General features: G+C 63.8%; 26 protein-coding genes. 21 read left to right on the top strand and 5 right to left on the bottom strand.

The window, feature by feature from the left end; all coding sequences use genetic code 11:
* Positions 1-24: 24 nt before the first annotated feature.
* Positions 25-906 carry an FKBP-type peptidyl-prolyl cis-trans isomerase gene (locus tag VNH11_04820; protein HVA45690.1) on the top strand — a complete coding sequence of 294 codons (882 nt, stop codon included), beginning with the start codon at positions 25-27 and terminating at the stop codon, positions 904-906.
* Positions 907-933: 27 nt separating this feature from the next.
* On the opposite strand, the gene VNH11_04815 is transcribed toward VNH11_04820, so the two are convergent.
* The gene (locus VNH11_04815; protein HVA45689.1) at positions 934-2,004 is read right to left on the bottom strand and encodes a membrane dipeptidase; all 1,071 of its coding nucleotides are present in this window, start codon (positions 2,002-2,004) and stop codon (positions 934-936) included.
* 281 nt (positions 2,005-2,285) lie between these two features.
* Between VNH11_04815 and VNH11_04810 the strand changes: the two genes are divergently transcribed.
* The 4 genes from VNH11_04810 to VNH11_04795 all read left to right on the top strand — a co-directional run bounded on the left by VNH11_04810 (position 2,286) and on the right by VNH11_04795 (position 7,151).
* Positions 2,286-4,745: a TolC family protein gene (locus tag VNH11_04810; GenBank protein HVA45688.1), complete on the top strand. Its 2,460-nt coding sequence runs from the start codon at positions 2,286-2,288 to the stop codon at positions 4,743-4,745.
* A gap of 104 nt (positions 4,746-4,849) precedes the next feature.
* On the top strand, positions 4,850-5,437 hold the full coding sequence (locus tag VNH11_04805; GenBank protein HVA45687.1) for an RsmD family RNA methyltransferase: 588 nt from the start codon (positions 4,850-4,852) through the stop codon (positions 5,435-5,437).
* Between the two features lie 313 nt (positions 5,438-5,750).
* A complete protein-coding gene (gene pgl, locus VNH11_04800; protein HVA45686.1) occupies positions 5,751-6,515 on the top strand; it encodes a 6-phosphogluconolactonase in 765 nt (254 codons plus the stop codon).
* 57 nt (positions 6,516-6,572) lie between these two features.
* Complete coding sequence (locus VNH11_04795; GenBank protein HVA45685.1) at positions 6,573-7,151, top strand: hypothetical protein; 579 nt, start codon at positions 6,573-6,575, stop codon at positions 7,149-7,151.
* Positions 7,152-7,398: 247 nt separating this feature from the next.
* On the opposite strand, the gene VNH11_04790 is transcribed toward VNH11_04795, so the two are convergent.
* The 3 genes from VNH11_04790 to lysS form a co-directional block, all read right to left on the bottom strand.
* The gene (locus VNH11_04790) at positions 7,399-8,178 is read right to left on the bottom strand and encodes an ABC transporter ATP-binding protein (GenBank protein HVA45684.1); all 780 of its coding nucleotides are present in this window, start codon (positions 8,176-8,178) and stop codon (positions 7,399-7,401) included.
* Positions 8,171-9,787 (bottom strand): ABC transporter permease, encoded by a 1,617-nt coding sequence (locus tag VNH11_04785; GenBank protein HVA45683.1) that lies wholly within the window; start codon positions 9,785-9,787, stop codon positions 8,171-8,173. Before VNH11_04785 ends, VNH11_04790 begins: the two co-directional genes overlap by 8 nt.
* A gap of 108 nt (positions 9,788-9,895) precedes the next feature.
* Positions 9,896-11,413: a lysine--tRNA ligase gene (gene lysS, locus VNH11_04780; GenBank protein ID HVA45682.1), complete on the bottom strand. Its 1,518-nt coding sequence runs from the start codon at positions 11,411-11,413 to the stop codon at positions 9,896-9,898.
* A 99-nt stretch (positions 11,414-11,512) separates the two neighbouring features.
* Between lysS and VNH11_04775 the strand changes: the two genes are divergently transcribed.
* From VNH11_04775 to VNH11_04700, 16 genes are all read left to right on the top strand, one after another.
* Positions 11,513-11,974, top strand: a complete 462-nt coding sequence (locus VNH11_04775; protein ID HVA45681.1) for a GNAT family N-acetyltransferase — start codon at positions 11,513-11,515, stop codon at positions 11,972-11,974.
* 4 nt (positions 11,975-11,978) lie between these two features.
* On the top strand, positions 11,979-12,743 hold the full coding sequence (locus VNH11_04770; protein HVA45680.1) for a Crp/Fnr family transcriptional regulator: 765 nt from the start codon (positions 11,979-11,981) through the stop codon (positions 12,741-12,743).
* A gap of 15 nt (positions 12,744-12,758) precedes the next feature.
* Entirely contained in the window at positions 12,759-13,160 is a 402-nt protein-coding gene (locus VNH11_04765) for a zf-HC2 domain-containing protein (GenBank protein HVA45679.1), read from the top strand.
* Between the two features lie 9 nt (positions 13,161-13,169).
* Entirely contained in the window at positions 13,170-13,355 is a 186-nt protein-coding gene (locus tag VNH11_04760; protein HVA45678.1) for a hypothetical protein, read from the top strand.
* Between the two features lie 131 nt (positions 13,356-13,486).
* Positions 13,487-14,071: a peroxiredoxin family protein gene (locus VNH11_04755; protein HVA45677.1), complete on the top strand. Its 585-nt coding sequence runs from the start codon at positions 13,487-13,489 to the stop codon at positions 14,069-14,071.
* Positions 14,068-14,253: a hypothetical protein gene (locus tag VNH11_04750; GenBank protein HVA45676.1), complete on the top strand. Its 186-nt coding sequence runs from the start codon at positions 14,068-14,070 to the stop codon at positions 14,251-14,253. Before VNH11_04755 ends, VNH11_04750 begins: the two co-directional genes overlap by 4 nt.
* 4 nt (positions 14,254-14,257) lie before the next feature.
* Complete coding sequence (locus VNH11_04745; GenBank protein HVA45675.1) at positions 14,258-15,097, top strand: hypothetical protein; 840 nt, start codon at positions 14,258-14,260, stop codon at positions 15,095-15,097.
* Positions 15,098-15,445: a redoxin domain-containing protein gene (locus VNH11_04740; protein HVA45674.1), complete on the top strand. Its 348-nt coding sequence runs from the start codon at positions 15,098-15,100 to the stop codon at positions 15,443-15,445.
* A gap of 372 nt (positions 15,446-15,817) precedes the next feature.
* Positions 15,818-16,303, top strand: coding sequence for a hypothetical protein (locus tag VNH11_04735; GenBank protein HVA45673.1), 486 nt, complete (start codon positions 15,818-15,820; stop codon positions 16,301-16,303).
* A gap of 45 nt (positions 16,304-16,348) precedes the next feature.
* Complete coding sequence (locus VNH11_04730) at positions 16,349-17,641, top strand: AMP-binding protein (GenBank protein HVA45672.1); 1,293 nt, start codon at positions 16,349-16,351, stop codon at positions 17,639-17,641.
* Positions 17,638-18,426 (top strand): putative hydro-lyase, encoded by a 789-nt coding sequence (locus tag VNH11_04725; GenBank protein HVA45671.1) that lies wholly within the window; start codon positions 17,638-17,640, stop codon positions 18,424-18,426. The genes VNH11_04730 and VNH11_04725 overlap by 4 nt, the downstream gene beginning before the upstream one ends.
* An 86-nt stretch (positions 18,427-18,512) precedes the next feature.
* Positions 18,513-18,833, top strand: coding sequence for a DUF971 domain-containing protein (locus VNH11_04720; GenBank protein ID HVA45670.1), 321 nt, complete (start codon positions 18,513-18,515; stop codon positions 18,831-18,833).
* 277 nt (positions 18,834-19,110) lie between these two features.
* A complete protein-coding gene (locus tag VNH11_04715) occupies positions 19,111-19,524 on the top strand; it encodes a GntR family transcriptional regulator (protein ID HVA45669.1) in 414 nt (137 codons plus the stop codon).
* Positions 19,525-19,526: 2 nt separating this feature from the next.
* Positions 19,527-20,456 carry an ABC transporter ATP-binding protein gene (locus VNH11_04710; protein HVA45668.1) on the top strand — a complete coding sequence of 310 codons (930 nt, stop codon included), beginning with the start codon at positions 19,527-19,529 and terminating at the stop codon, positions 20,454-20,456.
* Positions 20,453-23,392: a hypothetical protein gene (locus VNH11_04705; GenBank protein ID HVA45667.1), complete on the top strand. Its 2,940-nt coding sequence runs from the start codon at positions 20,453-20,455 to the stop codon at positions 23,390-23,392. Before VNH11_04710 ends, VNH11_04705 begins: the two co-directional genes overlap by 4 nt.
* Position 23,393: 1 nt before the next feature.
* Positions 23,394-23,759 carry a hypothetical protein gene (locus tag VNH11_04700; protein ID HVA45666.1) on the top strand — a complete coding sequence of 122 codons (366 nt, stop codon included), beginning with the start codon at positions 23,394-23,396 and terminating at the stop codon, positions 23,757-23,759.
* A 15-nt stretch (positions 23,760-23,774) separates the two neighbouring features.
* Here VNH11_04700 and VNH11_04695 read toward each other — a convergent pair whose 3' ends face one another.
* Complete coding sequence (locus VNH11_04695) at positions 23,775-24,212, bottom strand: hypothetical protein (protein HVA45665.1); 438 nt, start codon at positions 24,210-24,212, stop codon at positions 23,775-23,777.
* Between the last annotated feature and the right edge of the window lie 50 nt (positions 24,213-24,262).

Below are 24,262 nucleotides of genomic sequence, written 5' to 3'. Positions count from 1 at the left end.
CCTTATCAGAAGAGGACTGCTCTCATGAGATTGTTTCTGTTTTCATGTTTCATGCTGGCGATGGCCGGGGCCTTTGCCTTCGCCGCGGATCCGCCGCAGAAGAAAAACGTCACCGCGCCGGCCGCCGCCAAGCCAGCGCGCGACGCGGCTGACGCGCAGCCGGCCGACAATGACGACGCCGACGCAGACCAGGACGAAAAGCCGGCGCCGAAGAAGAAGGGCACTGGCCTGAAGCTGACCACGGCCGACGAGGCCCGGTTACTCAAGGCGCTCAGCTATATGCAGGGCTATGAACTGGGCAAGCAAGTCGCTCAGTTTAGCGACATCGGGATCGATCTCGACGAGGAGATCGTGTTAGCCGCTTTCAAAGACGCTATGGAAGGCAAAGAGCCCACGATGAGCGAAAAGGACCGCACGGACGCCATGCCCGAGATTCAAAAGCTGGTCCAGGAAAAGCGCACTGCCAAGCTGCGCGAGCTGGGTGCCAAGAACAAAGAAGAAGGCAAGGCCTTTCTGGCACAGAACAAGAAGAAAGAGGGCGTGAAGACGTTGCCCAGCGGGCTGCAATACAAAGTGTTGAAAAGCGGCAAAGGCGAAACGCCCAAAAAAACCGACACCGTGAAGGCGCACTACAAGGGAACGCTCCTCAACGGAAACGAATTCGACAGCTCCTACCGCCGCGGTCAGCCGGCTTCGTTCCCCGTGAACCGCGTGATTCCGGGTTGGACCGAAGCACTGCAATTAATGAAGGTGGGCGACAAATGGCAACTCTTTATTCCCTCCGGGCTGGCTTATGGTGAGCAGGGTGCCGGCAACGGCGGCATCCCGCCCAACGCCACGCTCGTGTTCGAAGTGGAGTTGCTGGGCGTCGAGAAAGGAAACCCCTCGCTGCCGACGCTCAAATAGTCCCACCCGACAGAATCCGAATCCACGCTATTCGCGCCAGGCCGACCGCAAAAAGCGAATCCAGTTGTCGTGCATGACTGCCTCGACGTCGGACTCGCGGTAGCCGCGGTGGCGCAACAGGTCGGGCACGCGCGCGAGGTCGGCGATCGTGTCGAGATCGAACGGAGACTGCTCGCGGCCAAAACCGCCGTCCAGGTCGGTGCCGATCGCCGCGTGCTGCGCATTGCCCGCCAACTGGCAGACGTGGTCGATATGATCGACGATATGTTCCAGCTTGACGCCCGCCTCTTCGGGCAAGGTCTTGCCGCGAATCCAGTCGGGCACCATCATCCAGGCGTCGAGCGCCGCGCCGATCACCGCGCCCCGGGCCACGAGGGCCTTGATCTGTTGGTCGCTGAACTGCCGCTCTTCCGGCACCAGCGACCGGCAATTGGAATGACTGGCCCAGACCGGCCCCTGAAAATGATCGAGCGCTTCCCAAAAGCTGACGTCGCAAAGGTGCGTGGCATCCAGGATGATGCCCAGGCGGTCCATTTCGGCGAGCAGTTCGCGGCCGGCCGCGCCGAGGCCGCCCGACGAATGCGTGCCAAAAGCATAAGTGCCCGGCCCGTAGTGCGCGGGCCCGACGGCTCTCAGGCCTTGGGCATAGGAGCGTTCGAGCCTGGCGGGCGTGAGGATGGAATCGGCCCCTTCCAGGCTCAGCACGTAACCGATCGGCGTCCGGTCCGGCGGTGTGTCTTGCCAGAGGGCCACGTGCCGGTCGAGCGATCGCCGGTCGGCGATTTGCACCATTTCGCCTTGCTCTTCCATGGCGCGATACCAGGCGAGTTGTCCTTGGGTCTGGGCCCAGGCGATTTCCGGGCTATGCCAGCCGGGCAACGGATTGTCGGGTTTGACATGGCGGGCGATAAGCGTGGCCACGCACAGGCCGACCTGGCCCCTTCGCATGTCCGGCAGCGAGACGGTGCCTCGGCCGCGGTCGACCTTGTCGGTGTGACCGGCCTCGCGCCGGCGAATTTCGCTCACCGGCCGCGTCAGGTCGCGGTTCCACTCCAGGGCATTCATGCTCAGGTCGAGATGGGCATCGAAGATCAGCATGGCTATCGGCCGGTTGAGTATGAGGCGGGCATTCGTATCAAGTTAAGCGGTGCGCCGCAAGCTTCGCAAGGGCCGGCGATACGGTAGTTTGCCAAAGGGCATTTGTGTTAAGATGCGATGTTTGTACCGACTTGTCCCGTTCTGGTGATCTTTCTGGATAAATAGAATCATCCAAGTTTGCCGGTTGTGCCGCCGATACAAGCTTTGCTGGATATTCCGCCCGCGCTGCGCATGAAGCGTGCTGCCGGGCAAAATGCAAAGCGGACCAGGGTTGCAAATCGATGAACCGCCGACTTCGCGCACGTGTGGCACTTGTCACCTGCATCGCCACGCTCGCCACGGGCTGCACTCCCAGCAAGCCCGTCTACTTGTTCAACGACAAAGACATGTCGCATTACCGCGGCATGGCGACCCAGATCGAGTATCCGGATGTGGAAACCGACCGCATCGACGACGTGGCGAACGCCAAGGATCCGCTCACCTTGAGCAATCCGGAAGTCCACGAAATCTGGGATGTCACGCTGGAAGAGGCGATGCGGACGGCCCTGGCGAACAGCAAGGTGCTGCGCAATTTGGGCGGTTTGCTGTTCACGCCCGGTTTGCCGGCATCCAACCAGACGATCGCTCCCACCGGCATCCTGTTGCAGACCCAGGGCCAAAGTACCGGGGCCAGCCTGGGAACGAGTCAAACCAGCCAGACGATCTACAATCCGGCGATGCAGGAGACCAACACCGGCAACGGCGTGGAAGCGGCCCTCAGCGAGTTCGACGCCTATCTCGATTCGCAGATGTACTGGCAGCACAACAATTTTCCGCAGAACCAGCACTTCACCGGCTTTCAGCCGATCGTCTTCGAGCAGAACTACGCCCAGCAACAAGCGGAAATCGGCAAAGTGACCGCCACCGGCGATCGCGTCTTCTTCCGAGAATTGACGAATTACAATGCCAACAACAGCGCGGCGAACCTCTACCATCAGGCATACACGCCGGCTGTCGAAATGGAGTTTCGCCATCCGTTGCTGCAAGGCTCCGGCGTGGAATTCAACCGCATCGCCGGGCCGAACAGCAACGTCGGCTTGTTTGCCGGCCAAGCCACGACCGGGCCGGTGCTGAACCCCAACAGCCTGCCCGGCACCTACAACGGCGTCGTGCTGGCCCGCTTGAACGTCGATATCACGCTGGCCGATTTCGAGGCCGGCGTGCGGGGCATGGTCAGCGACGTGGAGCGTGCTTATTGGGACCTTTATTACAACTACCGCAACCTGAATGCCGTACAGGCCGGCCGCGACAGCGCGTTGCAGACCTGGCGCAAAGTCCACGCACTCTATCGCACGGGCACCAAAGGCGGCGAAGCCGAGAAGGAGGCCCAAGCTCGCGAGCAGTACTTCCTGTTCCGCGCCCAGGTGGAGAACACGTTGGGCTTGCTCTACACGGCCGAAAGCCGGTTGCGCTACATGATGGGCCTGGCTCCCACGGACGGCCGGCTGATTCGCCCCTCCGACGACCCCACCACGGCGGAAGTCCGCTTCGATTGGAACGCCGTGCTGACCGAAGGCCTGACGCGCAGCGTCGAACTGCGGCGGCAGCGGTTCGTGGTCAAGCAAAACGAGCTGAAACTGATCGCGTCGCGTAACTATCTGATGCCCCGCCTGGACGCTCAGGCCCTGTACCATTGGGGCGGGTTCGGCAACGACCTGGTCAATTACAACGGTGTCTCTTTCAACCCCGCCACGGCCTTGCCCCACTCCGGCGCCTGGAACACGCTTTGGAACGGCAACTATCAGAATTGGCAGCTTGGTTTGAATTTCACCATGCCCATCGGCTTTCGCCTGGCGATGTCGGGCGTGCGCAACGCCGAGCTGGTGCTGGCGCAATCGCGGGCCTTTTTGCAAGACCAGGAGCTCGAACTCTCGCACGTGCTGACCAACTCCATTCGCGATCTGGACCGCAACTATCAGGTCAGCCGCACCACCTTCAATCGTCGCGTGGCGGCGGCCAAGCAAGTGGAGGCGGTCAAGGCATCTTACGACGTGGGCACGGCGACGCTCGATATGCTGCTCGACGCGCAGCGCCGCCTGGCCGATGCCGAGATCGCCTACTACCGGGCGTTGATCGATTACAACGTGGCCATTCTCCAGGTCCACTACCGCAAGAACTCGCTGTTGGAATACGACGGCGTCTATCTGGCCGAGGGTCCGTGGCCGGCGAAGGCCTACTTCGACGCCCGCAAACGGGCCCGCGAGCGCGACTCGGCCCACTATATCAACTATGGCTTCACGCGGCCCAACGTGGCGACGCGGGGCGCCATGCCGCAGTTCATGGACCAACCCGGGCAGCTCTTCGCGTCGGAGTCGAGTTCACCGGCGGCGACTCCGCCCGGGGGCCAGGAAACGCCGCCCGACGGTTCGCCGGCCAACGAGCCGGGCAACCTGCCCATGCCCGACGGCGACAACCCCGACGGACAAGGCGAGGACTTGCCGTCGCCCAGCGATACCGCTCCCCTGCCGGAGGCGGATGACCAGGGCGCGATCGGGCCGTCCGACGATGCCTCCGACCTGGAAGCGCCGGAGCCGCCGGAGCCGGGTGACGCGGCGATGTCGGACCCCGGCCCGCTCGACGATGAGCCACTCGACGATGAGCTGCTTGGCAATGATCCGCCGAGCGAAGAGTCGCAGGTTCCCGCCACCGTGCAGCTCGTGCCGGCGGATGGCGGTTGGCGAAGCGGCCGTAAGCTGCGATGATCGGCGGCATGGCGCGCAGACCCAAAAAACCCTCTCCAGACCGGCCGGCTGCGAGCAAACCGACCGCGCGGCAGGCAACGACTCCCCAAGCTGCGCCGATTTCCGTGCGCATCATTGGTGGTTCGCTCCGCGGACGGCGGCTGGAATGCACGGGCGACCCGCGGACGCGGCCGATGAAAGACCGCGTTCGCGAGGCGGTCTTTAACCTGTTGGGCGACGTGTCGGGTTCGACGGCCATCGATCTGTTTGCCGGAACCGGGGCGCTTGGTTTCGAGGCCCTCAGCCGCGGTGCCAAGGCGGCGGTGTTCTTTGAGCAACATTTTCCAACGGCCGACGTCATTCGCCGCAACGCCGCGACGCTGGGCGTGGCCGGGGCCTGCGCCGTGCTGCCGGCCGACACCTTCGTCTGGTTCCGTCGCCCGGACCGTTTGATCGAGCTGGCCCATGCCGGACCTTGGGTCGTGTTTTGCTCTCCGCCCTACGAGTTTTATGTGAGCCGCCGCGATGAATTACTGCATGTCGTGAGGCAGTTGTGGGAGGCTGCCCCGCTGGACAGCGTGTTGGTGGTCGAGGCCGACGAGCGGTTCGATTTCGCGCTGCTGCCAGACGCGGGCCTGTGGGACGTTCGGAACTACCCGCCGGCCCAGGTCGGGCTGGCCTGGAAGGGTTACACTTCGCGCGGACATGAATGAGACGTTTTGCCGCGAGGAAAAGCGGTGGCTGGGGCAGAGCTTGGCCAGATAGCGGCTGGCGCCCTTCAAAAGCTTGACGGCCAAGCGATGCCCCGGTGCATCCAACCGGGGCATCGCTTGGCCGCCGAGATAAGCGAAGCGCCGGCCGCCACTTGGGCAAGCTCTGCCCCAGCCACCGCCGACATTGCATTCTCGGCCGGATGAAGTTCAACCGACCGGCGTTTTATTCCGCTCGGCTCACGTTATAATGCCTCAGTAGAAGGCAGGTCTTCGCCAGTCCCACTGCACGATCGCAACCGAACCGAGGCACGCCGTGGCCCAACCGTCGCCCCACATCAAAATCGTCGAGAATGGTGTTGCGCTCAGTCGCGCCGCCGCCGAGGCATTTTTGGCCTATGCACAAAAGGCCGTCCAGCAGCAGGGGCGGTTTACCGTCGCGTTGTCGGGCGGTTCGACGCCGCGCGATTTTTACGCTCTGTTGGCGGACCCCAATGCGCCGTATCGCGGCCAGCTTGCCTGGGACAAAATCCACTTTTTTTGGGGCGACGAACGCCACGTTCCGCCGGACCACGTCGACAGCAACTATCGCATGGCCCAGGAGGCCATGCTTTCGAAAGTGCCGCTGCCGGCCGAGAACGTGCATCGCATCCAGGCCGAACTGCCCGACGCCGCGGCCGCCGCGCAGGCCTACGAAGACGAACTACGGCGGTTCTTTCAGCCGCCCGCCGCCCAGCCGCCGAATTTCGACCTGGCCTTGATGGGCCTGGGACCCGACGGTCACACCGCGTCGCTCTTTCCGCAAACGGCCGCACTGCACGAAAAACAGCGTTGGGTGGTGGCCAACTGGGTGCAGAAGCTGCACACGCATCGCATCACGCTGACGGCGCCCGTGCTCTGTCACGCCAAGAAAGTGCTCTTTCTGGTCGCCGGCGGCGAGAAAGCCATCGCCTTGCGCGACGTGTTTCACGGCCCCTATCATCCCGACCAGTGGCCCGCGCAAATCTTTCGCAATTGCTCCGGGCAGGTCGAGTGGATCGCCGACCAGCTCGCGGCGCGGCAGTTGCCCAAACGGACCTAGTTAAGGCCGGCCAAATAGAACAAGGGGCAGTTATTGGCAAACGAGGGAGGAACCATCATGGAGTCTGTTGAAATGGGTCGCACCGTCACTGTGGCGATGATCGAGAACCTGCAAGACCTCTGGGATGCCGAGCGAGGATTGATTCCCAGCGAAAAGGTTCGCCGCGTCACCGTCAGCGACGCCCTGGCGGATACCGGAGCAACGCTTTTGTCGTTGCCGGCCCGGCTCATTCAACAGCTTGGGCTCAAGCGGCACTCAAGGCGCCGCGTGACCAGCAGCGTGGGCGTCGTTGAAGCCGACATGAATGACGCTGTGCGGCCCACGATTCAGGGCCGCGATTGCACGATGGATGTGATCGCGCAGCTCGCCGATCTCGCGGCATATCCGCTCGACCTTCTTTGGCGACGGTCGCGTGTCGATATAGGCCCGGCCCGTGCGCTGCGAGTAGCATCGGCCAATCGTGTAACCCAAGAAGTCAAACGAATCGTGCGGCACTTGGCAAATGCGCGTCTTCGTCTCGTTGACCGTCAACTTCAACCGTGCCATCATGCTCCGCATCACGGCCATCGCCTCGTCGGCGGTGCCGCGGCAGCAGATCACGAAGTCATCGGCATAGTTTACGATCTGAGCGCGTAGGCGCTGTTCATGTCCCGGTTGCCTCCAACCGAGCAGAAACCGGCGCATGTACAGATTGCTTAATAGCGGTGAGATCGGTGCGCCCTCGGGCGTACCGCGTTTCTCATCCTTGTTGCGGGTTGTTCGCCGCTTGTGCCCGCATACGGCCTCGGAACAATCCTGTCATCAATCAGATCAGGAGGGAGTGCGTCAGAGTGCATGAGGACACTCACATCGACGAATATGTTATCAACCGGCAAGCCATAACCTACGCTCGTTCCGCCCGTCCTTCAACGAGGCGGACCACGCGATCGGCGCGGTCGGCGATGGCCAGGTCGTGCGTGACCATCACGATGGTCAGGCTCTGCCGGCGGTTCAAGTCGCTGAGAATCTGCAAAATCTCCTGGCCGGTGCCGTGGTCGAGATTGCCGGTCGGCTCGTCGGCCAACAAAACCTGCGGCCCGGAAATGAGGGCCCGCGCGATGGCCGCGCGTTGCATCTCGCCGCCCGATAGCTCGCGCGGCCGATGCTTCAGCCGGTGCCCCAGCCCCACCAGGTCGAGCAACTGCTTGGCGCGCTCGGCGTGCTCCCGCCGCTTGCGCCAGTAGCTCCAGACGCTGGAGGAAATCATCAGCGGCGAAAGCACGTTCTCCCAGGCTGTCAGCTCCGGCAGCAGGTGATAGAACTGAAAGATCATGCCGATCTGGCCGTTGCGCACGCGGTCGCGGGCGGAGAGCGGCAGGTTATCGATGCGGCGACCTTGGTAATGCACCTCGCCGGCGTCGGGCGCGTCGAGCGTGCCCAGGATGTGCAGCAAGGTGCTCTTGCCCGAACCGCTTTGCCCGATGATCGCCAGAAACTCGCCGCGGCGGACCTCCAGATCGACGCCGCGCAGCACCGGAATGACCACCCCGCCCTTGCGATACGTCTTGACGAGTCCGACCGAGCGGAGCATGCCTGAGCTTTCGTCGGAACTTGCGGCATTCCGCAGCGGTTCGTTGCGGCGGCGCGGCGAGCGCAAGGCGGCGGCGGACTTCGTGTCACTCATAGCGGAGGGCCTCCACAGGGTGCAGACGGGCGGCGCGGCGGGCCGGCAGCACGCTGGCCAGCACCGCGATCAGCATCGCCCCACCGACGATCCAAGCCACCGTATACGGCTCGATGATCGTCGGAATTTTGTAGAAATAATAAATCGACGGGTCGAATACTTCGTGCCCCGTCAGCCAACTCAGGCCACGCGCGACCTGGTTGATGTTGATCACGAACCACAGGCCCAGCAGCATGCCCACGCCGGAACCGATCATGCCCAGCGACAGCCCGTACGACAGGAAAATGCCCATGATGCCGCGGCCCGACGCGCCCAGCGCCTTGAGCACGCCGATGTCGCGCGTCTTTTCGACCACGATCATGAAAAAGATCGCCAGAATGCCGAACCCGGCCACGGCGACGATCAAAAACAGCAGGATGTTGAGGATGGCGGTCTCCATCTGCACGGCGGCCAACAGCGGCCCCTGCTTGTCGCGCCAGGTCGAGACCGCGTAGAGCTCCATCGGAAACGCCTTGCGTAGTTTGTCGCGCACCAGGTCGGCGTGGGCCTCGTTCTTGAGCCGGATTTGAATGCTGTTGGCCCGCCCCACACCGGTGCTGGGGTCGAGCGTGCCTTGCAGCCGCTGCAGCTCCTGGATCGGCACGAATACGAAGGTCGAGTCGTACTCGCTCATTTTGCTTTCGTAGAAATCGACGATGGTGAACTTGCCGTTGGCGGCTCCCGGCGGGACGGCGGCGTTGGGAAAGGTGAGCATCACGTCGTCGCCCGGCAAGAGCAGAAACCGCTCCTTGCCGTTGTCGTCGCGATAGCTCGACAGCGCGATTCCCAGCACCAGCCCGGTGTGTTGCTCGGCGGCCGGATCGAACACGTCGCCCCGCGGCTTGAACGGGTCGATGGCGGGCGAGCCGGCCGGGGCTTGTTCCTGGTCGGCTTCGGTATCGGCGGCCGGCGGTTCCTCGGTCGCCGAAATCAGCACGACCGACTCGTCGCCCACTTCTCCGACCGCAGCTTGTTCGCCTTCCGGTTCCGGCGGTTCGACCCGTTGCGGATGGGCGGCGTCGAACGCCTTTTTCCACTCAACCCACTCACGGCGATGCGACCAGCCGGCCGTGCCCAACACGCGGCGGCCGGCGGCCGGAGCGCCGGCCTGGCGGTCGGCCGTGTCGAACCCGCCGTCGCGCAGCTCGAAGCTCATCTGTTCGCGGTTGGCCGGATGGAGCAGGTACTTTCCGAAATCGCTGGCCTGGCTTTGCGTCTCTTCGTCGATGCCGATCAGCGTCACCGGCCGCGTGTGGTGGGTGCCGGAATACTCGAACGTGAGCATGGCCGGCACATGGACGGTGGGCGTCATGCCGGCGATATCGTCGCCCGCCACGCGGCGGATGTGCTCGATGTGATATTCGGGGTCGTCGAAGCCGGTCGCGCTGTGCGACTCGAAGATCACGTCGGAGAGGATGCCGTGGATGCGGTTCTTCATCTCGTGCGAGAAGCCAGACATCACGGCGTTGACCACGATCATGGTGGCCACGCCCAGCGTGACGCTGATCACCGAGGCCAGCGCGATATAACGTGTGCGGAGATACCGCCAGCAGAGAAGCAACTTATACATGAGCCATCCTTGGCAATTTGTAGGGTGGGACCAGCGAGCTTGCGAGCGCCGGCCCACCATCGGCGTCTTGCGCGGTGGGCCGGCGCTCGCAAGCTCGCTGGTCCCACCCTACTCGGGTCTCAATAAAGGGAACAAAATCACATCGCGTATGCTCTGACTATTGGTCAACAACATCACCAGCCGGTCGATGCCGATGCCCAGACCGCCGGCCGGCGGCATGCCGTGCCGCAACGAGCGGATGAAGTCGTGGTCCATCTTGGCCATCGAGTCTTCCTCTTTTTGCCCGGCCAACTGCGTGCGGAAAAGCTGCTCCTGCAAATCGGGGTCGTTCAACTCGGTATAGGCGTTGGCCACTTCCATGCCCTGCACGAACAACTCGAAACGCTCGGCCATGTCGGGGTCCGACCGCTTCCGCTTCGTCAACGGGCAAACACTGGCCGGGTAATCGAGCACGAACACCGGCCCCGTCAGCCGGTCTTCGACCCGCTCTTCGAACACGAAGCTCTTGATCACATCGGGGTGCTTGCCCTCGGTGGCAAAACCGATTTCGTCGGCCAGCTTCTTCACGCCGGCCGTGTCGCCGGGCGAAACGCCGGTGTGCTCCTCGAACAACTCGTCGTAGGTCTTTCGGGCAAAGGGCGGCGTGAAGTCGATCGTGGCCTCGCCCCAGGGCAGCGTGAACGGCTGCCCGGTCGCCTGGATCGCCTCGACGATGATCTTCTCCGTCAGGTCCATCATGCTCTGATAGTCGCCGTAAGCCTGATACACCTCGAGCATGGTGAACTCGGGGTTGTGCTTGGGGCTGATGCCTTCGTTGCGGTAGACGCGGCCCAGCTCATAGACCCGCTCGATTCCGCCGACCAGCAGCCGCTTGAGGTGCAGCTCCAGGGCGATCCGCAGAAAAAGCGGAATGTCGAGCGCGTTGTGGTGCGTTTTGAAGGGCCGGGCCGCCGCGCCGCCGGCGATGGAGTGCAGCGTCGGCCCTTCGATCTCGACGAACCGCTCGCCGGCCAGCGTCTGCCGGACCGATTGCACGACCTTCGTGCGGTTCAAGAACCGCGGCAGCACGCCCTCAGTGTAAATGAGGTCGAGATACCGCATCCGCTGCCGCAGCTCGGGGTCGTGCAGGCCCTTGTGCTTGTCGGGATGCGGCTCGATCGACTTGGCCAGAAAATGGAGCTTTTCGGCGAAGATCGTCAGCTCGCCCTTGTTGGTGTGCTTCAGCTCGCCGTCGACGCCGACCAGGTCGCCCAGGTCGAGGCATTCGGCCAAGGCCCAGTTTTCTTCGCCCACCTGAGCGCGGCCGATGAACACCTGAATCTGCTCGGTCCAGTCGCGGATGGTCAAAAAGATCAGCTTCCCCTGGGGCCGCTGCAAGACAACGCGGCCGGCCGCCCGAACTTGGGGGCCATGCTGCTGGGGCCGCTGTTTGGCGTCCGGCGGAGCCGGCTCGACCGTGATTTCGCCTTCACGAGCACGAATTGCGGCGATCGGCTGGTGGTCGTCGAAGCGCTGGCCCCAAGGATCGAGGCCCAGTTCTTCCAGCCGGCGCAGCTTCTCACGGCGAGAGGCCTCGTGCATGCCGGGAGAACGGTCGTCGGTCAGGTCGGGTGCGGGAGAAGGCATCGCTGCTTGCATTTAACCTCAAGAGTCGCAACATTTTAGTGGAAGTGGGGCGCGGGTCAATGTCTATCTCGCACCGGTTGCTCGTTTGCCGTGTTCGCTATGGTCCTCGTTGAAACCGAACGCCTCTTCATCCGCGACTGGGTGCCCGACGATTGGAAGCGGTATAAGCCGCTGGCGACCGATCCGCGCGTGCTCAAATACATCGGCGTCGAGCCGTCGCCCGACGAGCGGATTAAGGCGTTCGTCAACGGCGGGATTCAAACAGCCAAGACGCGCGGCTGGATCCTGTGGCCGGTCATCCACCGCGACGACGCCGAGTTGATCGGCTTTTGCGGTTTCAACGACGGCTTTCCGCCCGACGTGGAGCTTGGCTGGCGGTTGCGGCCGGAGTATTGGGGCCGCGGGCTGGCCACCGAGATCGCACAGGCCGTGATGGAATACGGCTGGAATGAGTTCAGTTTCGTCCGGTTGGTGTCGGTCATCCACCCCGAGAACCGCGCGTCGGTCCGCGCCGCCGAGAAGCTCGGCCTTTGCGGAACTCATCCGACCGGTCTACGATAATCGAATGGCAGAGCGACTGTGGCACCTGAAGCACTGCGGCTTGTTCGAACGGCTCAACACCGTGGAGCTGGCTGAGCTCGAAGCACGAGCGCGGGCCAAAGTTTTTCCGCCGAGGACGTTTGTTTATTCGCCCCGCGACGCCGCCGATTCGGTGCTCTTGCTCGCCGACGGCCGGGCGCGCCTGGTCAGCCTGAACGACGATGGCAAACAGACCATCCTGGCCTTCCTCGAGCCGGGCGACCTGTTCGGCGAATTGGCCGTCGCCGGCGTGGGCTCGCGAGAAGAGTATGCCGAGACGCTCGCCGCCTCGACCGTCGTCGAGATACCTCGCGAAGCACTTGAATCGCTGATGTCGCGCCATGCGCCGCTCTCGCTGGCCATCACCAAGCTCATCGGCTTGCGGAGACGGCGGATCGAACGCCGCTTGCAACACCTGCTGTTTCGCTCCAGCCGTGACCGTCTGGTCCATTTGCTGCTGGAACTGGCGGGCGACTACGGCCAGGCATCGCCCGATGGCACGCGCATTGGGCTGAAAGTCTCGCACCAGGATCTGGCCGACGTGATCGGAACCACTCGAGAGTCGGTCACCTTGCGGTTGGGCGAACTGCAGCGCGAAGGGCTGGTCAAAGTGGTCCGCCGCACCATCGTCCTGACCGACCGCGCTCGCCTGGCCGATTCGATCGGCAGCGCCGCGCTTCCGCCGTCCGCTGACAATGGCCGCGCCGCAAGTGTGAGCAAGCTCACAAATTTTCCGCGCCCGAACCGGTAAGATTGAGTGATGGGTATGGTGAACGAAGCTCGAACGAATGGTGACTGGACGGCCTGCCCGGCAGGCACTTTGCACGGCCTGGCCGGACGAATGCGAGCCAAGCGACGGCGCACGATCGCCTGGCGCGCGGCTGGCGTCACCGCCGCGGCGGCGGTGGCAATCTTGTTGACTGCCCATTTCATTCCCGCGCGGCATGCGGCCGACGACTACTTTCACGGTGGCCTCTATTGCAGCCAGGTCCGCCCCGTTCTGCCCGATTATCGCGCCGGCAAATTACACGGTAAATTCCTGAGCCAGGTCGAGCAGCACCTGGCCGAGTGCCCGCCCTGCCGCCGCGTGTTGAACGGCTTAAACGCTCAGGCGACAAACCTACCGCATACGCATTTTCACCCGCCCGTTCCGCTCGCACACTATTAGGCTGTCAGGATGCTCGTGGTAATCGACAAGGCGGGCATGGTGCGAAGCGTCCACGTCGGCTACAGCCCCGACATTGGCGAAACGCTGGAAGATGAGCTGGACGTACTTCTTCATCGCAGTGAATCAAAGGACAATGGATATGACCCTCTCCAATTCAGGTACGGCCTGAGCCCGTCGATCGCGTCGGCGCCCTGACCCTCCCCAGGGAAATTCCGCCCTTCTGTGAGCCAACTCACAGACTGGGCCACGCTCTCCTCCAACAATGGCAATACAGGCCGGATATGGCCGCTGGACCAGTGACTTTTTTCAATATCAGGAGAATCTTCATGCGAACGATCGTCTATCGTGCTTGCGGTTTTTGTCTTGTCGCCACCGCGTCCGTCTGGGGCGCTATCGTAGCTAACGCGGCCGATGACAAGGCGTTGCCGCCCGCGGTCGGTGACAAGGCCGACGACTTTACTCTCGCTGATCTCAAGGGGAACAAGGTCTCCTTGAGCGAGCTGACCGAGCGGGGCCCAGTGGCGCTGGTGGTGCTCCGCGGCTACGTGGGCGGGACCTGCCCGTTCTGCACCCGCCAGTTTTCCGAGCTGATCGGTGCCGCCAAGAAATTCGAGAAGGCGGGGGCCACGGTAGCGGTGATTTATCCGGGAACGGCGCTCGATCTCAAGACGCACGCTAAACAATTCATCGGCGCACAGCGTCTGCCAAAGAGTTTTCGCTTTCTGCTCGATCCGGATTTCCAGTTCGCCAACGCCTACCATGTGCGGTCGCAGGCGCCGGGCGATACGGCCTATCCGGCGAGCTTCGTCATCGACGGTGATGATGTCGTGCGGTTCGCACAGGTTGGCCGATCGGCGATCGACCGTGCATCAGCGGCCACGTTGCTGGAAGCATTGCCTGACAGCAAATGAAATCGTTTTCCGTTTACTATACGTTCGTATCGGACGAATGGCGGTTTTTGCTTCCTCGCCGGGCCAGCTTCAAGGAAGCGTGGCTTGTCGTGTCGCACGACCTGCGGTTAGGCCGCGTTGAACTGCCGCCACGGAAGTTCAACGCGGCCCAGCAATTCGCTTACACCTGTGTCGGGAGGTGAGTTGATGTTGAATGCGTTTGAGGTGCGATGCGTGCGGCCGACGATCATGAGCGTGGCGGTGTTACTCATGGCCGGTGCGATGTCGGACGGCGCTCCGCCGGCAGCGCGCGCCACCACCGCGGCGAAGAAGGTTGCCGGCCGCAAATCCCCGGCAAAGAGAAGAGCCGCTCGTGATGAATCGCCTGCCAGACCGCTCGACGGGACGAGCTTCCATCTGTTGATCGTCCGCGATCCTGTCATACAAAGAGAATTGAACCTTACGACGGAGCAGATCGGACAAGTGGACGAGGCCCTGGCCGAGATCGATCAGCCGCTGTTTGCGTCGCGTGACGCCAAAGAGCCGGAGATGCGCGAAAAGACCGCACTCCTGTTGGGTAAGCTGGCAGCCGCTCTCATGGAGATTCTGGATGCGCCGCAACGCCGGCGACTGTGGGAGATTGTCTTGCAGGCCCGCGGCACGGCGGCGCTCCTCACGCCGGCCGTCGCAGCGGAGTTGGCGCTCTCGGCCAATCAAACCCGCCGTATTGAAGAAATCTTCGCCGGTACCAAACGCGCCAGCGAGGCCCTGGCGAAGAAGGCTGCCAACGGCGAGAAATCGCCTCCGGAAAGGCCGGCCGACATCGAGGCCGCCGGACAAAAGAAGCTGCTGGCAGTTCTTTCTTCCAAACAGAAGGAGCGGTTGTTGGCTCTGGCTGGCGAACCATTCGATCTGACCCGTCTGCGACCCCTGTCCTACAAAGCGCCCGCCTTGCAGGGAATTGACCGCTGGATCAACAGCGAGCCGCTCACCCTGGAACGATTGCGTGGCAAAGTGGTGGCCCTGAATTTCTTCGCCTATGGATGAATCAACTGCGTCCGCAACTACCCTTGGTACAAGGGTTGGCACGACACGTTTGCATCGCAAGGGCTGGTGGTTCTCGGCGTCCATACGCCCGAGACAGAGGCCGAGCACAACTTCGATCAACTCCGGGCAAAAGCGGTTGACAACGGCCTTGCCTACCCCATTGCCGTCGACAACCGCCAGCAAACCTGGCGCACGTGGGCCAACAACATGTGGCCCAGCGTCTATCTCATCGACAAGCGCGGACACGTTCGCTACTGGTGGTACGGCGAACTGAACTGGGAAGGTGCCGAGGGCGAGAAGTATCTCCGGCGGCGGATCGAAGAGCTGCTGAATGAGACTGACAAGTAAGTAGAGCGCGCCGCCCAGCGCGACGACTGCTCGACCGACGTTCGCGGTCTCAGACTCAGATTCTGGACGCGGCGAGCTCAGATCCGTAGGCGGGAAAGTCCCTGTATCCCTTCGGCCCGCTGGGCGAGTACCAGTCCGACATGGGCGCGGTTTCGGCCAGCGGCCAATCGTTCTTGAAACGCTCTAGGAGGTCGGGGTTGCTGATGAACGGTCGCCCGAAGGAAATCAGGTCGGCGTCTCCCGCATGCCCATACACGAGGTCTTGGCGCGCCCATCGGGGTGAAATCGCCGTGCGGGCGGCCAATAATCCGCACGGCTGGCGCATCTAGTAGGAGTGACGCAAATCCACCCCCTTTTCCGGAGTTCCGTTCCATGAGCCGTCTGATTGGCACGACCGCGTTGGTCGCCATCGTCCTGCTGCTGGCGACATCCGCCTTTGCTGAAGATCAAGCCAAAGGGAAAAAGGGCAAGAAAGCCAAGCCCGCACCGGTGCCGGCCGCCTTCAAGCTGCCCAAAGACGTCCAGCTTTCCGCCGAGCAACAGACCAAGCTCGACGAATTGAAGACGCAGTATGCGACCAAGCTCGCCGACGCGCAAAAGAAAATCGACGAGGTGTTCACCGACGAGCAGCGGGCCGCGCGGCAGGCCGCCAGGAAAGAAGCCGCGGCGGCCGGCAAAAAGGGCAAAGAGCTGCAGGCAGCGGTCAATGCCGCTGTGCAGTTGACCGACGAGCAGCGGCAAAAGTCGGTCCACGCCGAAAAGGAGCTGAAGCAACTCACCAAGGAAGTGCGAAAGCAGGTCGTCGCCTTGCTCACCGACGAGCAAAAGCAACAGATCAAGCCCAAGAAGCAAGCCTAAGAGGCGGCTTTGGACAAGGGCGTCTGAAGCTCTTATGCTTGGTGCATGACGCGCACCTTGCCCGCCGAACGCCGACGGCTGGAATCGCTCGACCGACGCTCGCTGGAGAAGCACCAGCTTGCGCGGCTGAATGCGCTTTTCGAGCAGATCGCGCCGGTCAATGGGTTTTATCGGACGGCACTGGCGGGCGTCACGCTGCCGTTGGCCTCGCTGGCCGCTCTGACGGACTTTCGCTACACGACCAAAGACGACCTTCTCGGCGACGGCGAACTTGCCGCCAACCGCACTTGGCCGATCGAGCGCTATGTGCGGTTCCATCAGACCTCCGGCACGCGCGGCCGTCCGCTGGCCGTGCTCGACACCGCGGACGACTGGACCTGGTGGACCGACTGCTGGCAATACGTGCTGGACGCGGCCGACGTCACGCCGGGCGATTGCGTGATGATGGCCTTTTCGTTCGGGCCGTTCGTCGGCTTCTGGAGCGCCTACGAGGCCGCCGCCGCCCGCGGCTGCCTGGTCGTGCCGGGCGGCGGAATGACCAGCGCAGCGCGGCTGGAGCTGATCCGCACAAGTCGGGCAACCGTCGTCTGCTGCACGCCCAGCTACGCCTTGCACCTGGCCGAAGTCGGCCGGCAGCGGCAGCTCGATGCCGGCACGCTCGGCGTCCGCGTGCTGATTCTGGCGGGTGAGCCTGGCGGCTCGGTGCCAGCCACCCGCGAACGCATCGAGCACGCTTGGCGTGCCGAGGTGCTCGACCATGCTGGCGCCACCGAGATCGGTCCCTGGGGTTACGGCGATCGCGCTGGCCGCGGCTTGCACGTGATGGAAAGCGAGTTCATCGCCGAGTTCCGTTCGCTTGCCAGCGGTGAACCAGCCCAAGAAGGCGAACTGTCGGAACTGGTGCTCACGACGCTGTGCCGCGCCGGCAGTCCAGTGGTCCGTTACCGGACGGGCGACCTGGTGCGGCCGGTCCGGCAGCACGATCTAATGAACCGGTTCGTGATGCTCGAAGGCGGGATCGTGGGCCGCACCGACGACATGCTGACCGTCCGCGGCGTGAACGTCTTCCCCAGTTCGGTGGAGCAGATCGTGCGCGGTTTTCCGGAGGTCGACGAATTCCGGCTCGTGGCGTATAGAATAGACGAGATGGACCAGTTGGCCATCGAGGTCGAAGACCGTCTGGAGCAACCTGGGCGCATCGCCGACGAAGTGTACGTGCGGCTCGGCCTGCGGGTCGATGTCAGGTGCGTGCCGCCGGGCAGCTTGCCGCGGTCCGAAGGAAAAGCGATTAGGCTGGTCGATCAACGACGGCCAACGGACCCAAGAACAACACGATGATTCTCTTTCCAGCCACTTCCGCAACCAGCGCGAGCGAATTGCGACAAGCGATCCGCGCGGGACGGCATACGGGTCCGACGGCCGGGTTGGCCCCCGGCTTTGTGCAGACGAATTTGGTCGTGCTGCCGCTGACGGTCGCCGAGGAGTTCGCCGAGTTTTGCCGGTTGAACAGCCGGCCCTGCCCGCTCATCGAGCAAACCGGGCCGGGCGATCCGCAGCCGAAGCGGTCGGCGCCGGGGGCCGATCTGCGGACCGACGTGCCCCGCTACCGCGTCTTTCGTGACGGTGTGCCGGAGAGCAACGAGCCGACTGAGATCGTCTCATGGTGGCGCGACGACTTCGTGGGCTTTCTGCTGGGCTGCTCGTTTACGTTCGAGGCGGCGTTGTTGGCGGCCGGCCTGTCGGTGCGGCATATTGAGCTGGGCCGCAATGTGCCGATGTTCCGCACCCAGCTCGCCTGCCGATCGGCCGGCCGGTTCGCGGGACCGCTGGTGGTGAGCATGCGACCGTTTCGCCCCGAACACGTCGAACAAGTGCGCGAGATCACGGCCCGCTATCCGACGATGCACGGCGCGCCGGTCCACGTCGGCGATCCTGCCGAGTTGGGCATTACCGACCTTTCGCGGCCCGACTTTGGCGACGCGGTGCCCGTGGCGTCGGATGAAGTCCCTGTTTTTTGGGCCTGCGGCGTGACGCCCCAGCTTGCCCTGGCCGCCGCGAAACCAGAAATCGCGATCACCCACAGCCCGGGGTGTATGTTCGTCACCGATTTGCGGGAGGGATGAGGGATGAGGGATGAGAGATGCCGAGAGTCGGCGCTCATCCCTCATTCCTCATCCCTTATCCCTCATCTCTCATCCCTCATCTCTCTATGGACTCTCGGCCTACCAACCTTTCGTTACGCGGCGACAACGAACTGCTGATCGAATGGAGCGACGGCCAGCGGCGAAGCTACCGCGTTAGCGAGCTTCGCGACCATTGCCCTTGTGCAAGCTGCCGCGAAAAGCGCTCGCAGCCGCCGGCGGTGGCGACGATGTTGCCCGTGCTCTCCTTGGCCGAGGCCCGACCGCTGACGCTGCTCGACATGAGCCCGGTCGGAAACTACGCCTACAGCATCAAATTCAGCGACGGCCACGACACGGGCATCTACACCTTCGAACTGCTGCGGGCGCTGGGTCGTGAAGAGTCGTAGCGTGGGCCGGCGCAAAGCCTGTCCGCTTGCGGAGCAAGCGGGCTACGTGGCCCGCTCGCTCCGCGAGCGGAACGGCGTTGTCGCCCGCTGGATCTTCGCCCTTCGCGTTCCGCAAAACCGGCGCGGCGTCAAGCGGCGCGCGGCGGAACGGCACGGAGTCCGTTCCCTACAGAGATTGCGCAAACCCACAGGCAATTCGATTCGGGCCACAGGGGCTTGACGCCTGCCGCCCCGTTTGATACTGTACTATTACGACAGTACACATTGGGTCCGCGCCATGTTCCTTTCCATCGATCCTCACGACGGCCTGGCCATCTACGACCAGATCGTGCGGCAGGTCAAGTTCGCCGTGGCCTGCGGCGCGCTGCGCCAAGGCGAGCTCGTTCCCTCGGTGCGCGAGCTGGCCCGCGAGCTGGCGCTGAATCCCAACACGGTGGCCCGTGCCTATCGCGAGCTGCAAAGCGAGGCGGTGCTCTCGCCGGTCCGCGGCACAGGGCTGGAAGTGGCCGAGGGGGCCGAGCGACGCTGCCGCGGCCAGCGCAGGGAGCTGATTCGCGCCCGGCTGCGGCAAGTGCTGGCCGAGGCCGTGCAAAGCCAGCTCGAAATCGACGATCTGCGCTCGCTGGTCGAGCAGGAGCTGTCGGCGGCGGAAAAACGATCAACCAAGCGAGGCGAGAAACAAAAGGTGTGAGTATGGAGCCGGTCATTCAGTTGAAGAAGGTCACCAAGCGGTTCGGCAGCCACACGGCGCTGGCCGATGTTTCGCTGGAAGTGCCGCCGGGCGTGGTGTTCGCCTTGCTGGGCGAGAATGGCGCCGGCAAGACGACGGCCATCAAGCTGCTGTTGGGGCTGGAAGAGCCGACGGCCGGCGAGGCGCGGGTGCTGGGCCTCGACAGCCGCCGCGACGGGCTGGCCATCCGCCGCCGCGTGGGCTACGTGCCCGAACGGCCGACGCTGTACGAGTGGATGACGGTCGCCGAAATCGGCTGGTTCGCGGCCGGCTTTTACGATGCCGCCTACCTGCCCCGCTATCAGTCGCTTGTCGAGCAGTACGAGCTGCCGCGCGAGCGAAAGATCAAAGACCTTTCCAAAGGGATGCGGGCCAAAGTCGCCCTCTCGCTGGCGCTGGCCCACGAGCCGGGCGTGCTCGTGCTCGACGAGCCGACTTCGGGCCTCGACACGCTGGTGCGGCGCGAGTTTCTGGAAAGCATGGTCGATCTGGCGGCCGCCGGGCGGACCGTTCTGTTGTCGAGCCATCAGATTGCCGAGGTCGAGCGGGTGGCCGATTTTGTGGCGATCATCAGCCACGGCAAGCTGTTGTTGGTCGAGCGGCTCGACACGCTCAAAGAGCAGGTCCGCGAGTTGACGGTAACGCTGGCCGACGGCGCGGCGGCGCCGCCGACGGTTTGCGGCGAGCTACTGCGGAGGCGGCATCGTACACGGCAGTGGCAATTGCTGGTGCGCTATCTGGCGGAGGAGCACGTCGAAGCGTTGCGCACGCACGAGTCGGTGGCCGCCGTCGAGGTCCGCACTCCGGCGTTGGAAGAAATCTTTGTGGCTTATTTGCAATCGCCGCCCGCGATGCAACGCGGTGCGGCGGTCGAGGAGGTGCCGGTGCCATGACCGCGATGCTTCGCCTGATGTGGAAAGAGTACCGCGTGCTGCGCGGGTTTTGGCTGGCGCTGGCCCTCTTTGGGCTCGGTTGCGACGGGCTGATCTTTTTGCTCGCAGCCGACCCGCGGGAGCGGCTGCCCGGCTTGTTTGGCCTGGCAGGCATTTTGCCACCCTGCTTTGCGTTGGGCGCCGGGGCCACGCTGTTCGCGTTGGAACGCGAGGAATCGACGCACGAGTTTCTGCGGTACTTGCCGCTCACGTCGATGCGGCTCTTCGCCGGCAAAGTGTTCGTGGCGCTCGCCGCCACGCTGCTGCTTACAGTGGTGCTGCTCGGCGTCGCATTGGGCGGGCTGCCATCGGCGGCCGACGACATGTCCATCGCGCGCATGACCGAACCATGTGCCTTACGCGGCGCGTTTGAAGCGGCCTCGATTTACGCGGCTATGGTGCTGCAAGCGATGGGTTGGTCGGTGTTTTTCTCGCTCCGCTCGGCACGGCCCTTGATGGCCGCGGTGCTGGGCGCCATCGCGGCTGGGGCATGCCTCTTCGTCACCTCCATCGGTACGTTTGGCGGCCTCGATATGGCACTTCTTTTCGGTTTCACCAGTTGGCGTCCACCGGAACCAGGCCTGTTGTACACGACCATTCCGCTGGCCACGGCTGCGGTGTGGCTGATTGACGCACGTGTTGGCGCGGCCTGGTTGCACGGTCGGCGCAGCGCCGCGGCTCGGCATCGGCAAGAGGGCCTGCGGCAGATAGCTTTGAAGCGACTGTTGTGGCAGGAGTGGCAGCGCTCCCGGCGGATGTTGGCGGTGCTCCTGGCGCTCGGTTTGCTGCTGCCCTTGGCCGCGTGGGGCGACCCGCTTGTTGGCGTAGGGGTGATTCCGGCAGTCGGGCTCGTGCTCGCACTGCTTGGGTCCTGCACGTTCCTCGGCGACCAAGAGGGGTCGCAATTCCGCTTTTTCGCCGAGCGGGGCGTGCCCCCGCGGATCGTGTGGCGCGGCCGCCAGTTGTTCTGGGGCGGCGCGGCCGTCGTGCTGGCGACGGTGTTGCTCATTGCACATCTACTCGTCGTGCCGCTGGAGTTGGTTTCAATTTCCCAGTCCTTCGCCTCCGCTTGGACCCGACCGCTCGTGTTGTCCTGGTTCGCGGTCGACATCTGGCCGCCGGGCAGCCGGTGGCGGGTTGACTGGGTCGCGGGGGTGACCGGCTATTTCGTGTGGACGTCGCTGGCGTTCGGCGCCGGGCAGTTCTGCTCGATGTTTTGCCGTAGCGGCCTGGTGGCGGCGGTGTTCGGTGTCATTCTCGCCGGCCTGCTGTTGGCCTGGGCGGCGTTGATGCAGGTGCTGGCCATCGGTTGGTGGTGGTCGGTGGCACCGCTGGCGGCCGGGCTGTTCGCCGCCACCTGGCTCCGCTCGACGCGCTGGATTCTCGAACGCCGCGGCCTTCGCGCGCTGCTGCCGCCGGTCGCCGCGCTGGTCGTTCCCGCCTTGGCACTACTCGTCGCGGTGCCGGCATACCGCGTGTGGGAGATTCCGGAAATGGAGATCGGCAACTTCGAGGTTCACGGCCCTCCAGCGCCCGGATCGGAAGCCATCCAGGCCGTTCGCTTGTTCCTCAATGCGTGCGAGCAACTGCGGCCACAGCGTGGCGCGGGCCTTCAGGCATTGACGGACCCCGGCAATGAGGGGCCCGATCCGGACGTGAGGACGTGGTTGCAGGAGAATCGCGGACGCGTCGATGCCGTCGTCAGCGCGCTGTTACGGCTCCCGGCCGACGCAGCCACCGGAGAAACGACGCCGAGCGCGGCGAGCGGCTGGGCAAATACGGCAGAATCGATCATACGGTACGGCCAAGTAGCCGAGGGCAACGGCGAACTGGACAAGGCTTGGAAGCGCTACCACGCCGTTCTCAACTTTGCGCGTCTCATACGTCGGCGAAGCGGTGTCCTCGGCGAGGTTTTGGGAGACGACATGGAACGCGCCGCTTTATCGCAGTTGACTCGCTGGGGAGCGCGCGAGGGGCAAACCGTGGATCGCCTGAAAGCTGCGGTGGGCAAACTACAACGGCGCGACGTGCCGAATGAGCCGTTGACCGACGTGCTGTGGCGAGAATATCAGGCGGACCTCAGTTGGATCGAGCAGATCCAGGCCCGACCGGATCCATGGGTTCTCAGGTGGGCGCCCTGGGAATTCACCCGAGCCCGGCGACTACTGAGATATGAGACGGCCTTGAATATGACCGAGGCCGGAGCCGCCGAGCTGGTCCTTCTTGGTCGGGTTCTTGGCCGGGTCACACCGGCCGTCGTCTCGCCCCGGGTCGATCTCGCACGAGCGCAGGTCCTTAGCCAGACAACTCTCTTTCACCCATATCTTCCCACCGAAGGTTTCGTCGAGGCGAGGCGTTGGACGTTGTGTTATCGCCGCGCGACCCTGCTGGCACTGGCTGCCGAATGGTGGCGATTGGGGCATGACGAACTTCCGGAGAAACTGAGCGATTTGGGTGAGTACTTCGCCCCGCTGCCCGGCGATCCGTACAGCAATCAGCCCTTTGAATGGCTGCGATGGGGGCTCAAAGCCTCTGTTCGTTCAGAGAACGTCGCGACGGTGCCCGCCGGCACGCCTCTGATTTACAGTCCAGGTAATCATGTGACTTCGGCCGAGGACGTGCGGGGCACGCTCGACCGTCTGCGGCGCACTTCACCGGACGACCCGATCCACGAGCGACGCATGCGAATCGGCGCCGGCATGGCCGTGCCTGCCGCGGGCGCCGGCGGCTGGCCGGGCATGCCCATGGGCGGGCCAGCGCCCCCAGGCGCTGCGGCCCCATTGGCGCCAGACAATCCAGACGTTTATGAACCGCTGCAATATATTGAAGGGCTGGCGTTTCCCATTCCCATCGCGACGAGCGAGAGGGGGCAACAGCAGCCCAAGGAGCCAGAATGACATGGCCGCACCGGTCCTGTTGATCACCGCCGATTTGGCGTGCGTTTCGGCCGTCACGGGCGCCGCGAGTCGCGCCGGCGCCGAGCTGCGCACCGCCCTGGGCACCAGCGCAATCGAAGAAAGGCTTGAGGGCGAAGCTCCCGCGCTGGTCATCATCGACCTATCGACGCCGGGTCTGAAGATCGGCGAGTTGATGCCGGAGTTGCGGTCGCGTCTGCCGCAGGCGAAGGTCATCGCATTCGGGCCGCACGTCCACACGGGCCTGCTGGCCGCCGCCCGTCAGGCGGGATGCGATCTCGTGGTCTCCCGCGGCGAGCTGCACGCACGGATCGACAGACTGCTGAACGAGTTTGGCACCGACACGTAAACTGTGACGATGCACCTAGGCTAAGGAGACGGGTTCCCTGAAGATGAGATTGGAGTCTTCAAATCTCGCGAGTTCCGTTTCACCGCGAGAGTTAACGGTCAGCCTTTGTGTACGGTTGCCGCTCCTCCACTCGAAGTTGATGCCGCCGTTTGCAGTTTGCCCGGTCCGAAAGGGAGCGCATACCCCGGCTTCGCGCAGCCGCGCCGCGATCTGCAGTGCCACCGCAACCGTCTTGTGGCCAGGCAGCACGTATCCGTCTTCGTCAGCTCGGACGTCCGGTTCGCCGCTCGCTGGCGTCCAAGCGGCGAGGCGCTCTTCATGGGCCTTCCACGCGATTATCTGCTCGTCGGCGTCTTGCGTCGGACGCGTGAGCACGACCTCCGGCGAAGCGCCGAGCACGGATTCGATCAGAGGTAGAGGAGCAGGATCGGAAAGCGGTTGACTCGTAGACATACGATTTAATTCTAGCGCACCCACGCCGCCCATGCAAACGCGGTTGTCTA

It is taken from the genome of Pirellulales bacterium (genome assembly GCA_035533075.1).
Taxonomy (GTDB): domain Bacteria; phylum Planctomycetota; class Planctomycetia; order Pirellulales; family JAICIG01; genus DASSFG01.
The sequence above is the reverse complement of the archived record's forward strand: the minus strand, read 5'-3'. Positions and strand labels throughout refer to the sequence as shown.